This window comes from Mesorhizobium sp. WSM4906 (genome assembly GCF_029674625.1).
Taxonomy (GTDB): domain Bacteria; phylum Pseudomonadota; class Alphaproteobacteria; order Rhizobiales; family Rhizobiaceae; genus Mesorhizobium.
Genome location: NZ_CP121355.1, coordinates 3,078,889 through 3,091,565 on the forward strand (window position 1 = coordinate 3,078,889; position 12,677 = coordinate 3,091,565).

Annotated in this window: 11 protein-coding genes; 3 read left to right on the top strand and 8 right to left on the bottom strand. The window is 63.1% G+C overall.

Annotation, left to right across the window (positions count from 1 at the left end):
• Positions 1–11 precede the first annotated feature (11 nt).
• On the top strand, positions 12–488 hold the full coding sequence (locus QAZ22_RS14780) for an Lrp/AsnC family transcriptional regulator (protein WP_278207498.1): 477 nt from the start codon (positions 12–14) through the stop codon (positions 486–488).
• A gap of 16 nt (positions 489–504) precedes the next feature.
• Here QAZ22_RS14780 and QAZ22_RS14785 read toward each other — a convergent pair whose 3' ends face one another.
• The 7 genes from QAZ22_RS14785 to QAZ22_RS14815 all read right to left on the bottom strand — a co-directional run bounded on the left by QAZ22_RS14785 (position 505) and on the right by QAZ22_RS14815 (position 8,909).
• Positions 505–2,160 (bottom strand): ABC transporter ATP-binding protein, encoded by a 1,656-nt coding sequence (locus QAZ22_RS14785; RefSeq protein ID WP_278207499.1) that lies wholly within the window; start codon positions 2,158–2,160, stop codon positions 505–507.
• The gene (locus tag QAZ22_RS14790) at positions 2,157–3,008 is read right to left on the bottom strand and encodes an ABC transporter permease (protein WP_278207500.1); all 852 of its coding nucleotides are present in this window, start codon (positions 3,006–3,008) and stop codon (positions 2,157–2,159) included. Before QAZ22_RS14790 ends, QAZ22_RS14785 begins: the two co-directional genes overlap by 4 nt.
• On the bottom strand, positions 3,005–3,955 hold the full coding sequence (locus QAZ22_RS14795; RefSeq protein ID WP_278207502.1) for an ABC transporter permease: 951 nt from the start codon (positions 3,953–3,955) through the stop codon (positions 3,005–3,007). The genes QAZ22_RS14790 and QAZ22_RS14795 overlap by 4 nt, the downstream gene beginning before the upstream one ends.
• An 89-nt stretch (positions 3,956–4,044) precedes the next feature.
• A complete protein-coding gene (locus QAZ22_RS14800; protein ID WP_278207503.1) occupies positions 4,045–5,655 on the bottom strand; it encodes an ABC transporter substrate-binding protein in 1,611 nt (536 codons plus the stop codon).
• Between the two features lie 63 nt (positions 5,656–5,718).
• Positions 5,719–6,441 carry an HAD-IA family hydrolase gene (locus QAZ22_RS14805; protein WP_278207504.1) on the bottom strand — a complete coding sequence of 241 codons (723 nt, stop codon included), beginning with the start codon at positions 6,439–6,441 and terminating at the stop codon, positions 5,719–5,721.
• Between the two features lie 241 nt (positions 6,442–6,682).
• The gene (locus QAZ22_RS14810; RefSeq protein ID WP_278207506.1) at positions 6,683–8,056 is read right to left on the bottom strand and encodes an aspartate aminotransferase family protein; all 1,374 of its coding nucleotides are present in this window, start codon (positions 8,054–8,056) and stop codon (positions 6,683–6,685) included.
• Between the two features lie 13 nt (positions 8,057–8,069).
• On the bottom strand, positions 8,070–8,909 hold the full coding sequence (locus tag QAZ22_RS14815) for a GNAT family N-acetyltransferase (protein ID WP_278207849.1): 840 nt from the start codon (positions 8,907–8,909) through the stop codon (positions 8,070–8,072).
• Positions 8,910–9,226: 317 nt separating this feature from the next.
• On the opposite strand from QAZ22_RS14815, the gene QAZ22_RS14820 reads away from it, so the two are divergent.
• Together QAZ22_RS14820 and QAZ22_RS14825 are read left to right on the top strand one after the other, a co-directional pair.
• Positions 9,227–9,895: a haloacid dehalogenase type II gene (locus QAZ22_RS14820; protein WP_278207507.1), complete on the top strand. Its 669-nt coding sequence runs from the start codon at positions 9,227–9,229 to the stop codon at positions 9,893–9,895.
• A 16-nt stretch (positions 9,896–9,911) separates the two neighbouring features.
• On the top strand, positions 9,912–11,186 hold the full coding sequence (locus tag QAZ22_RS14825; protein WP_278207508.1) for an FAD-binding oxidoreductase: 1,275 nt from the start codon (positions 9,912–9,914) through the stop codon (positions 11,184–11,186).
• 25 nt (positions 11,187–11,211) lie between these two features.
• Here the strand turns inward: QAZ22_RS14825 and QAZ22_RS14830 are convergent, their stop codons facing one another.
• On the bottom strand, positions 11,212–12,669 hold the full coding sequence (locus QAZ22_RS14830) for an NAD-dependent succinate-semialdehyde dehydrogenase (RefSeq protein WP_278207509.1): 1,458 nt from the start codon (positions 12,667–12,669) through the stop codon (positions 11,212–11,214).
• Positions 12,670–12,677: the final 8 nt, after the last annotated feature.

The following is a 12,677-nucleotide window of genomic DNA, read 5'->3' on the forward strand; positions in this document are numbered from 1 at the left end:
CGGAGACGGCTGTGAAACTGGATCGGATCGATGTCAAGATTCTGCACGAATTGCAGAAGAACGGCCGCATCACCAATGTCGAACTGGCCGAGCTGGTGCATTTGTCGCCGAGCCCGTGCCTCATGCGGGTCAAGAAGCTCCAGTCGGAAGGCTACATCGAGGGCTATTCGGCGCAGGTCAATATCGGCAAGCTCGGCCAGACGCTCACCGTGTTCACCGAGATCACCTTGAAGAACCATCGCCAGGTCGACTTCGCCCGCTTTCTCGCCGTCGTCGAAAAGATTGATCAGGTCATCGAGTGCCACCTCGTCTCGGGCGGCTATGACTATCTGATGAAATTCGTCACCGCCGGCATCGGCGAGTACCAGACGATCATGGAGCGGCTGACCGATATGGATATCGGCATCGACAAATATTTCAGCTTCGTCGTGTTGAAGTCTCCCATCGTCAAGGCGCATATGCCGCTGCCCAGCCTGTTCCCGATGTGAGACTCCGTTTGACTCGTCAGCGGTGGCCGTACTGGCTGACGAGCTCAGGATCGCGGACAAGGCCGTCGAGCCAGGTCGGATCGAGATTCGGCACGGAGGAGAACAGAAGCTTGGAATAGGGGTGGGTGGCCGCCTTGACCTTGTCGGGCGTGATCTGCTCCACCCGCTGGCCATTGTACATCACCATGATCTCGTCGCAGATGGCCTCGACGACTGAGAGGTCGTGGCTGATGAAGATGTAGGACAGACCCAGCTCGCGCTGTAGCTCCTTGAGCAGCTCGATCACGGCGGACGCTACCACCGTATCGAGCGCCGAGGTGATCTCGTCGCAGATGATCAGCTTGGGAGCAGCCGCCAGCGCGCGTGCGAAATTCACGCGCTGCTTCTGGCCGCCCGACAGCTCCGAGGGATGGCGATAGCGCAGCGCCTTGGGCAGTCGCACCATGTCGAGCAGTTCATCGACACGCTTCGAGCGCGCGTGCCTGTCCAGCCCGTGATAGAAGGCCAGGGGCCGGGCGATGATGTCCTCGACAGGCTTGGCCGGATTGAGCGCGGTATCGGCATATTGGAACACGATCTGCATCTCGCGCAGCTGGTCCTGGCTGCGTTTCTTCGCGGCGCGCTCCAGTTCCTTGCCGTCGAAGATGATGTCGCCGGCTGCCGCCGGATGGATGCCGGCGATGACCCGCGCCAGAGTCGACTTTCCACAGCCGGACTCGCCTATGATCCCGAGATTGCGCCCCTTGTCCACCACCAGGCTGACCGAATCGACCGCCCGGATAAGTGGCAGTCCGTTATCCCGTACCGGTCCATAGCCGGCCGTCAGATTGTCGATACGCAGCAGCTCATTCGTTGCGGCTTCCGCCTCAGCCGCCGGTTGCCGCGGCTTAGGTTCGAAGGCGGCCAGCAGTTCGCGCGTATAGGGATGCTTGGCAGCCGAAAGTATCCCAGCCGTCGTTCCGGTCTCCTGCACTTCGCCGCCCTTCAGCACCACGATGCGGTCGGCGATCTGGGCGACAACCGCGAGGTCATGGGAAACATAGACACCCGCTATGCCGCCCGCCTTCATGACCGCCTTGAATGCCTTCAGCACGTCGATCTGCGTCGTCACGTCGAGCGCCGTCGTCGGCTCGTCGAAAATGACCAGCTTGGGATCGCCGATGAGCGCCATGGCCGCCGCCAGGCGCTGCAATTGCCCACCGGAAACCTGGTGTGGATAGCGGGCGCCGATCCCTTCCGGGTCCGGCAGCGACAAGGCCCGGAACAGCTCTACCGCACGCTTTCGCGCCTGCTCGGGAGGCATCAGCCTGTGGATGCGCGTGACCTCGATCACCTGCTCCATGATCGTGGATGAGGGATTGAAGGCGGCGGCGGCGCTTTGCGGAACATAGGCGATGTCGGTGCCGCGCAGCCTTGCACGTTCCTTCTCGGAAAGCGCAGCCATGTCCTTGCCGTTCACATTGATCTCGCCGCCGGTTATCCGGCAGCCGGGCCGCGCATGGCCCATGAGCGAGAGCGCCACCGTCGTCTTGCCGGAGCCGCTCTCGCCGATCAGGGCGATGATCTCGCCGTCGGCGATGTCGAGGCTGACGCCCTTGATGATTTCGACCAGACGTCCGGCGTCGGTCGTCGCCTCGATCCTCAGATTCCTGACCTCGACGAGATTGGTCATGCGTCGCGGTCCCTGATCTTCTGCGGCAGGTTATCGATCAGCAGGTTGACGCTGATGGTAAGGCTGGCGATCGCCAGCGAGGGCACGATGACGGCGGGAGCCGCGAAGGGCAGACCACCGATGTTCTCGCGTACTAGTGCACCCCAGTCGGCTAAAGGCGGCTGCAGACCGAGGCCGAGGAAGGACAGGCCGGAGAGCAAGAGCACGATGAAGACGAAGCGTAGGCCGAAATCGGCGAGCACGGGGCGGATGATGTTGGGCAGGATCTCGGACCCGATGAGATAGGCCGTGCTTTCCCCACGGACACGGGCGACGGTCATGAAATCCATGGTGTTGATGTTGACTGCGAGTGCCCGTGCGAAGCGGTAGGCGCCGGGAATGTAGATAACCGCGAGCGTCAGGATCAGCACCGGGATCGAGGAGCCGACCGCGGCGACCACCACGAGGCCGAACAGCTTGCTGGGGATGGAGTTCATGGCGTCCAGGAAGCGGCTGAGGCAGGTGTCGAACCAGCCGCCGCTCACGGCCGCGAGCATGCCGAGCACGACACCCGAGAAGCAGGCGATGGAAACGGCGGCGAGCGATATGCCGACGGTGTAGCGCGCGCCCATCAGAACCCTGGAGAGCATGTCGCGCCCCAGATAGTCGGAACCGAGCCACAGGCCCTGGCGTATTGGGCCGAAATAGTCATCGTCGACGATGTCGCCAATCGGATGCGGAATGATGTAAGGCGCAAAGATCGCCACGAGCGTCCACGCCAGGATGACCAGCGAGGCGACGACGCCCATGAGGTTGTAGCTGTGGCCCAAGAAGGACCGCCGGGAAGATGCCGCGCGCGCCATCGTCATCTGAGCCTCGGGTTGGACATGATGGCGACGATATCGGCGGCCGTGATGAGCAGAAGGTAGCCGAGGCAGAAGATCATTGCGCAACTTTGTATCAGCGGCAGGTCGCGGGTGGCGACCGCATCGACCATCAGCTTGGCGATGCCGGGATAGTTGAAGATCGTCTCGACGATGATAACGCCGCCCACCAGATAGGACAGCGAGAGCGCGACCGCGTTGACGATCGGTCCCAGCGCATTGGGAAGCGCATGTCTAAGCACCATGCGGCTGCGCGAGGCGCCCTTGAGAAGCGCCATCTCGACATAGGGCGTGGAGAGCGTTTCGATCACCGCGGCGCGGGTCATGCGGATCATCTGGGCGGAGATGACGAAGGTGAGCGTGATCACGGGCATCGCATAGATACGTACGAGGTCGGTAAGCGAATGCGCCTCGTTGACCGAGGACAGCGCCGGCAGCCATCTGAGATATACGGCAAAGAGCAGCACTGCGAGAGTTGCGACCATGAACTCCGGCACGGAAATGACGCCGATCGAAAGCACGGTGACGGTGCGGTCGTAGAGGGAGCCGCGCAGCATCGCGGCGGTGATGCCGAGCGTCAGCGCCAGCGGCACCGAGATCAGCGTGGTGATGCCTGCTAGTTTCATGGTGTTGACGAAGCGGCCGCCGATCAGCGCCGCGACCGGCATCTCGTTGGCATAGGAGGTGCCAAGGTCGCCGTGGAGCAGGCCGAGAAGCCAGCGCAGGAAGCGCAGGATCGCCGGATCGTTGAGATGCATGGCCTCGCGCAAGCCTGCGACCGCTTCGGGAGTCGCAGCCTGGCCGAGCAGGATCGATGCCGTGTCGCCGGGAAGCATGCTGGTGGCGAAAAACACGGCGAACAACACGATCAGAAGGGTGACGACTGCAACCGTCAGCCGCTTCGCCACGAGCTTGAGAACCCCAGACTTCATGGAAGCGCTCCCTGCGGTTGCGTTCGGCCAAACAATCTTGCGCAATGCAGTGCCGGGGGACAGGCTGACCGGCCCCCGGCAGGCGCCTCTCAGGCTTCGAACCAGAGGTACTCCGCCATCGCGTAACCCATCATGCCACCGAGCGGGTTCGCTTCCAAACCCTTCACCTTGCTAGAGAGGGCATCGACGTTGGAAATATAGGCCGGGATGATGGTGCCCGCCTCCTCGGCGATCATGGTCTGCATTACGCCGTAGATTTCCTTGCGCTTGGCCTGGTCGAGCAGGCCGCGTGCCTCGACGAGCAGCTTGTCGAACTTCTCGGACTTGTACTGGCTTTCATTCCAGGGTGCGTTGGAGGCGTAAAGCAGCGAGAACAGGATGTCCGGCGTCGGGCGCGGATTGATGTTGCCGAAATGGACCGGCGCTTTGAGCCAGTAATTGTCCCAATAGCCGTCGGAGGGGACGCGCTGCACATCGAGCTTCATGCCGATATCCGCGCCGGCGGCCTGAATGATCACCGCCATGTCGATCGACGAGGTCGCGGCGTCGGAGGCGACCACGGGGATGGACTGGCCGAGCAGGCCGGCTTTCTGGAAGTGGAACTTCGCCTTGTCCGGATCGAAGGCCTTCGGCTTGAGGTCGGCATTGTGGAAGATGTTCGCCGGCGAGACGGGCTGGTCGTTGCCGATTTCACCGAGGCCGCGCAATGCCGATTTGACGATCTGCTCGCGGTTGACGAGATACTTCATGCCGGCCACGAAGTCGGCCTTGCTGCCCGGATCCATGTCGAGCCGGATGTTGAGGTCCGTGTAGTTGCCCGAGGTCGTCTTCGACAGTTCAAAGCCTTGCTGGCCGCTGATGAGCTTCATCGCACGCGGATTGATCGAGGCGGCAAAATTGATGTCGCCCGAAAGCAGCGCGTTGACGCGGGCGCTGTCGTCGCTGATGGCGATGAATTCGAAGGAGTCGAGATAGGGCTTGCCCGACTTCCAGTAGTTCTTGTTCTTGGTAACCACCGAACGCACGCCCGGCTCGAACGTCTGCAGCACGAAAGCGCCGGTACCATTGCCTTTCGAGAAGTCCGTGGTGCCGTCCGCGACGATCATGAAGTGGTGCAGCGCCAGGATGGTCGGCAGGTCGGCATTCGGGTCGGCGAGGGTGATTTCGACGGTCGATTTGTCGACTGCCTTGAAGCCGGTCATCTGGGCGGCGATCTTGGCCACCTTGGAACCGACCGCCTTGTCGAGGTGACGCTTCAGAGAGAAGACGACGTCGTCGGCGGTGAGGTCCTTGCCGTTGTGGAAAGTGACGCCCTTGCGCAGCTTCACGGTCCAGGTCTTGGCGTCCTTGCTGTTGAAGCTTTCGGCCAACTCCATCTGCGTCTTGCCGTCCTTGTCGAGGAAGGTCAGGCGGTTGTAGAGCGAGCAGCAGCGGACATAGTCGGTAGAAAGCGACGCCTTGGCCGGATCGAGCGTATCGGCGGTCGAGGACGACCAGCCGGCCGCCTTGAAATTTCCGCCGGAGACCGGCGTGGCGGCGACGGCATTGGTGGCGCGTCCGAGCACCATGCCGCCCGCGGCAACCGCTGCGCCGCCGGCCAGCAGCATCTTGAGCAGTTCGCGGCGGCTCGCGCCCCGCCGGATGGCGTTTTCGACCATGGCATCGTCTGCGCTGGTCCAGTTCGTGATCTTGTCGGTCATGTCATTCCCCTTTCTGGTTGTTCATCGGGTTGCTCGTCTTGATGCGGCTTTCCGGGCTTGGGCTCAGGTTCGTTCCTTCAGGCTTTCCCGCACGGCCGCGGCAAAGGCGGCCATCGAGGTGAAGTGGTAGTCCGGCACGGTGAAGGCCTCGGGCTCGATCGTGCCGCCATAGCCTTTCTGGGCATGCCGGCGCTCGATCCAGCAATTGGTCAGGCCAAGCGTCCGGGAGATGCCGATATCGTGATACTGGCTTTGCGCGACATGCAGGATGTCGTCCTTGCTGTCGCCGCGGGACGCCACGAAATCGAAGACCTTATGGAAGAAGGCTGGGTCGGGCTTCTCCGTGCCGGTATCGTCGGCCGTGAAGGTGGCGAAGAAGGGCGATCCGAGCTGCTTCTCGAAATGGTCGAGCGCCCAGCGCCGAGCATTGGTCATGGCGATCACCTTGTGTGACTTGGCGAGACTGGCCAATGCCGCAGCGCTGTCGGGAAAGCCCTGCCAGAGGCTGGCTGAATTCCGCAGGCGGACGCCGTATTTCTCCTCGGCCGGCAGGCCGAGCTGCGGTGCGATGACCATGTAGACGCGTGCAAGATCGTCGGGGAAGAGGCCCGCATCGGACATGTAGCGAGCCTCCCGGTAAAGGGCCAATGCCTCCTCACCGTCTACCGAAACACCTGCCTCGGCCGCAATTCCGGCCAGGCAGCTCGTGATGCCGCCCTCGAAGTCGATCAGCGTGCCGACCACATCGAAGGTCATGTATTTGAACTCGCTAAAGGCCCTGGCCAAGAACTAGCTCTCCTCTGCGCGCGTGGCTGAATTGCTTGGTGCTGAACAGAACAAAATTCCGTGCCGCTCAGGACGTCCACCTTCTTCAAGAGCCCGCAAATTCGGGCATTCTGGCCTTGTCTTTAAAAGCAGTCTGGCACTTCCCCCGCGCTGGATTCGCCGAAAAGGCGCGGGGCTGCGGCACAAAATTGCGAAATCGTCCGCGCCCGCGATATTTCGAGATGCGAAAAATCGGCGGCGTTCATGCGAGGGCCTTGCGGACATCCGGATCCGCCAGCGTCTGGTCGAGTGTGAGGCGCGTGCGCTCGATGATCGCATCGATATCGCTGTCGGTGCAGCAGAGCGGCGGCGCGTAACCGAGAACGCCATGCGCGAAGGCACGGATGATGAGGCCATTGTCCCATGCCCGGTCGAAGATGCGCCGCGCCGGCATGGCCGCGGCAGGAAGCGGCGTCTTTTTCTCTTTGTCGACGACAAGCTCGATCGCGGCAAGCATGCCGCGGCCACGCACATCGCCGACGAGCGGGTGGTCGCTCAGGCTTTCCAACCCCGCCGTCAGGCGAGCGCCGGCCTTGACACCGTTCTCCAGCAGGCCGTCCTCATAGAGCTTCAACACTTCGAGCGCGACGGCGGCGCTGACCGGATGGGCGGAATAGGTGTAGCCGTGGCCGATCGCCGAAGCGCCCGCGCCATCGGCGATGACATCGTAGACATGGTCGGCCATGAAGACGGCGCCCATTGGAACATAACCCGATGTCAGGCCTTTCGCCGTCGTCATGAAATCGGGAACGATGTCCTCATCCGTGCAGGCGAACAGCGGCCCTGTGCGGCCGAAGCCGGTGATCACCTCGTCGGCGATGAACAAGATGCCGTACTTGCGGCAGAGTCCGCGCATCTCCTTGATCCAGCCTTTCGGCGGGACAATCACGCCGCCGGAACCCTGGATCGGCTCGGCATAGAAAGCGGCGACCAGTTCCGGACCGATAGCTTCGATTTTGGCCTCCAGCGCGCTGAGCGATGCGGCGATGATCGCGTCGCCGTCCTCGCCCACCGGATTGCGATACGGATAGGGCGAGGGGATCTTGTGCTGCCATTCGAATGGAATGCCGAAGCCCGCGTGGAAGGCGGGGAGCGCGGTGAGGCCCGCGCCGACCACCGAGGATCCGTGATAGCCCTGCTCGATCGAAATGAACTGGTCGCGTTTCGGCTCACCCCTGGCATTCCAGTAGTAGCGGATGAAACGAATAGTGCTGTCGACCGCGTCGGACCCCCCGAGCGTGAAATAGACGTGGTTGAGATCGCCGGGCGCGCGCTCGGCCAGTTCCGAGGCGAGCCGGATGGCCGGCTCCGAGCCGAGGTCGAAATAGGCGGTGGCGTAAGGAAGCTCGCGCATCTGTCGGGCAGCCGCCTCGACGATGCTGTCATGACCGTAGCCGGCGTTGACGCACCACAGCCCGGCGAAGCCGTCGACGAGTTGCTTGCCGGACGCGTCGGTCACGGTGGCGCCCTTGGCCGATTTCAGCACGCGCACGCCGAGCGCCTCGTGGCCGCGATAAGAGGAGACCGGGTGGATGAGATGGGCGCGGTCGAGTTCGATCAGGGAATTGGCGAGCATTGTTTTCTCCGAACTAGCCGAGCGCCTGGTTGGCGAGGGCGTAAACTTTTGGCCTGGCCCGTGCGGCGTCCGTCCTGGACGGGCGATCCATGGCGACGCCGCCGCCGACATGGCCGAGGCCGATTTTCGTGAGCCAGTCGGCTATGCCGGTCCGGCTGTCGGTATCGACGCGCAGGAAGGCGGCGGGGCGCGATGCAGCGAAGAAGCCGATCAGTGCTTTGGCGTCGTTGGCATTTCCCGCGATGACCGGACCGATCACCTCGCCGCGCCCGAACGGGCGGATTGCGGCATAGGCCTCGATCACGCCATTGCGGCGGACGAGGGCGAATTCGCCCCGCTCAGCCAGCGCGTCGATCAGGGCTTCACGGTCGGCGCCATAGGCGTCACGGTCCAACGCCTTGATCTCCGGCAGATCGCCAGGGCCTGCGGCCTCCACGCCTTCGGGCAGGCCAAGCTCGGCAACCTTGCCTTGATGCTGCAGGACGATGCCGGAGGGCACGAAGCCGAGCTTCTCATAGAGCGGCATGCCGTCCGCCGTCGCGACCAGCCGCAGCGGACGGTCGCCGGCAAGGGCGAAGGCCTGTTCCATGAGCCGGCGCCCAAGCCCTTTGCCCCGGGCGTTCCTGTCGACGATCACCATGTTGATCATGGCGCAATCGGCGCCGTAGGGTGTTACCAGAATTGTTCCGTTGACCCGGCCGTGATCGTCGAGCGCAACCGCGCCGCTCGAAAGCTGCAGCGCCATCTGCCAATCCTGCGGGCGATGCGGCCAATTCTCCTGGCGAGAAAGCGCGACTGCGCCCTCGATATGATCCGGCCCGAAGTCCTGGAGTTCGATCTCGCCTTGCTGCATGAGGCACCTTTCCATCTGGCCCCAGTCTCGGTCATCGATGCGCCGCAGATCGTCTGAAGTTTCGACTTCGACAGTATCATTTGCCTTTGCGCAGGGGGTGTGCCGCATCTTGTGCTGGCGCCTATCGAACTGGATGCGCCTTACGCCTCGATCGGCGGTATCCATCGACGCGCAGATGCTACAGCGTGCCAAACCGGATGCCGGATACGGAACTTTCTGCTTTCGGGAGGCGCTTTTCGGTCGGGAGGATCGCTGCCTGCCGGCCTATGATGAAAGACATCCCAACGCGGATGCGCTTCCACCGGAGATCGACGGATATGGCTTCTTTCAGGCCCAAATACATCACCTTCGACTGCTATGGCACGTTGACCAATTTCCAGATGGCGGAGGCGGCGCGTGACCTCTATGGCAGCCAACTCGACGAAGCGTGCATGCAGGAATTCATCAGGAACTTCGCGGCGTATCGGCTCGACGAGATTCTGGGCGACTGGAAGCCTTATGCCGACGTGGTCCACAACGCGCTCGAACGCACGTGCAAGCGCAACGGCGTCGCCTTCAGCCCCGACGACGCCAGGATGGTCTATGAGCGCGTCCCGACCTGGGGACCACATGCCGACGTTCCGGCCGGCCTGGCGAAAATCGCCAAGGAAATTCCACTGGTCATCCTCTCCAACGCCATGAACGCGCAGATCATGTCCAACGTCGAGAAACTCGGCGCGCCGTTCCATGCCGTCTACACGGCCGAGCAGGCGCGGGCCTACAAGCCGCGCTTCAGGGCCTTCGAATATATGCTCGACAGGCTGGGCTGCGGCCCCGAAGATATTCTTCACTGCTCGTCGTCGTTCCGCTACGACCTGATGTCGGCTCACGATCTCGGGATCAAGAACAAGGTCTGGGTCAATCGCGGCCACGAGCCGGCCAACCCCTATTACGGCTATGTCGAGATCGCCGATATTTCCGGCCTTCCGAGCGTGGTCGGTCTTTGAGTCAGGCGGATTGCCGATGAAGTTCGTCTCCTACTGGCACGACACCGCCCCTGTCTTTTCCGGCGGGGTGAAAGGCACGCTCGAGGGGCATTACGATGCCGCCATCATCGGCGGCGGCTTCACCGGCCTCGCCGCGGCGCGCCAATTGGCGAAGGCCGGCGCCAAGGTGGTCGTGCTGGAAGCGGAGCGCGTGGGCTGGGGTGCATCCGGACGCAATGGCGGGCACCTGAACAATGGCCTTGCCCACAGCTACCTCTCGGCCAAGGCAGAGCTCGGCAAGGAGCGCGCAATCGCGCTCTACCGGGCGCTGGACGACTCGGTCGACACCATCGAGGCATTGGTCGCCGAGGAAGGCATCGACTGCAATTTCCGCCGCGCCGGCAAGCTGAAGCTTGCCTCCAAGCCGCAGCATTTCGAAGTGATCGCCCGCAACTTCGAAGCCATCCATGCCGAGGTCGATCCGGACACGGCGCTGCTGTCGCCGGCCGATCTCAAGTCCGAGATCGGCGCGTGCTTCCATGGCGCGATGCTGTCGAAGAAGAGCGCCATGATGCATATGGGCCGCTATGTGAGCGGCCTGGCTGCGGCGGCCGTCCGCTACGGCGTCGTCATCCACGAGAACACCATGGTGACTGACTGTAAGCAGACCGGCAGAAGGCATGAACTGACCACGTCCCGTGGCCGGATCAGTGCCGACAACGTGCTGGTGGCGACCGGCGCCTACACAACGCCGAATTTCGGCTATTTCCGCCGCAGGATCATCTCCGTCGGCAGTTTCATCATCGCGACGCGGCCGTTGAGCGCGGCCGAGATCGCCGCCACCATGCCGGGCAATCGGACATGCGTGACCTCGATGAACATCGGCAACTACTTCCGGCTTTCGCCCGACAACCGCCTGGTCTTCGGCGGTCGCGCGCGCTTCTCGGCGAGATCCGACCAGCGTTCCGACGCCAAGAGCGGACAGGTATTGCGGGCGAGCCTCGCTGCGATCTTTCCGCAGCTTGCCAAGGTCGAGATCGACTATTGCTGGGGCGGGCTGGTCGACATGACCAAGGACCGTTTTCCGCGCGCCGGCTACCATGACGGGATCTGGTACGCGATGGGCTATTCCGGCCACGGTGCGCAGCTATCCACCCATCTCGGCATGATCATGGCCGATGCCATGCTCGGCCGCGAGGACCGCAACCCGATGAAAGGCGTCGAGTGGCCTGCCATTCCCGGCTATTCCGGCAAGCCCTGGTTCCTGCCGGTGGTCGGTCTCTACTACAAGGCGCTCGATCGGGTGAGGTAGGCAGTAGGCAGTGTTTTCCTATTGCCTACTGCCCTATTCCCATGTGGAACGTTTTCATCTCGAGATATTCCTCGATGCCGGCCTGGGCGCCCTCACGCCCGAGACCGGACTGCTTGACGCCGCCGAAGGGAGCCACCTCCATCGAGACCGATCCGGTGTTGAGCCCCACCATGCCGAACTCCAGCGCCTCGCCGACGCGCCAGGCGCGTTTCAGATTCTCGGTGTAGAAGTAGGAGGCAAGTCCGTAAGGCGTGCCGTTGGCCAGCGCGATCGCCTCCTCTTCCGTGTCGAAACGGAAAAGCGGTGCGACCGGACCGAAGGTTTCCTCGCCGGCGAGCTGCATGTCATTTGTCGCACCAGTCAGCACCAGCGGGGCAACATATTGCGGCCCTTCGGGCAGGGCCGGCCTCAGCGTGACGATCTCAGCACCTTTGGCAAGCGCATCGTCTACGTGGCGGTTGATCTTCTCAACCGCCGCCATGTTGATCATCGGTCCGATGGCGACGCCGGCCTGAGTGCCGGGCCCCACCGTCAAGGCGTTGACGCGGGCAGTGAGCTTGGCGGCGAAAGCCTCATAGACCCCGGCCTGGACGAGGATGCGGTTGGCGCAGACGCAGGTCTGGCCGCCGTTGCGGAATTTCGAGGCGAGCGCGCCCTCGACGGCGAGGTCGAGATCGGCGTCGTCGAAGACGATGAAGGGCGCGTTGCCGCCGAGTTCGAGGCTGAGCCGCTTCACGCTGTCGGCCGCGCCGCGCATCAGCAGCGAGCCTACGCGCGTCGAACCGGTAAAGGAGATCTTGCGCACGGTCTCGTTCGCCATGATCTCCTTGCCGATCTCGGCCGGCATGCCGGTGACGATGTTGATGACGCCGGCGGGAATGCCCGCCCGTTCGGCGAGCACGCCGAGCGCCAGCGCCGAAAAGGGCGTGAACTCGGACGGCTTGATGACCACTGTGCAACCGGCCGCCAGCGCAGGCGCGACCTTGCGGGTGATCATCGCGTTGGGAAAATTCCACGGCGTGATGATGCCGCAAACGCCGACGGGTTCCTTGAGCACGATAATGCGGCGGTCTGCCGTGGGCGAGGGGATGGTGTGGCCGTTGATGCGGCGCGCCTCCTCCGCGAACCATTTGACGAAGGAAGCGCCGTAGCGGATCTCGCCTCTCGCTTCGTCCAGAGGCTTGCCCTGTTCCGTCGTCAGGATCAGCGCGAGATCTTCCAGATGCGTAAGCATCAGGCCATGCCAGGCCTCCAGCAGGGCAGCACGTTCGGCGTTGGTCTTCTTCCGCCAATTCCGATAGGCGGAAGCCGCTGCGTCTATGGCCGCGCGGGTGTCAGAGCCGGCCATGTCGGGCACTGTGCCGATCGCGGCCTGGGTCGCCGGATCAATAACATCGACCGTCCCGCCGGAGGCGGCGGCGACCCATTTGCCGCCGATCAGGCCGGTCTCGCGGAATAGACTTTTGTCGTTCAGGCTCTTCATCGAAAACG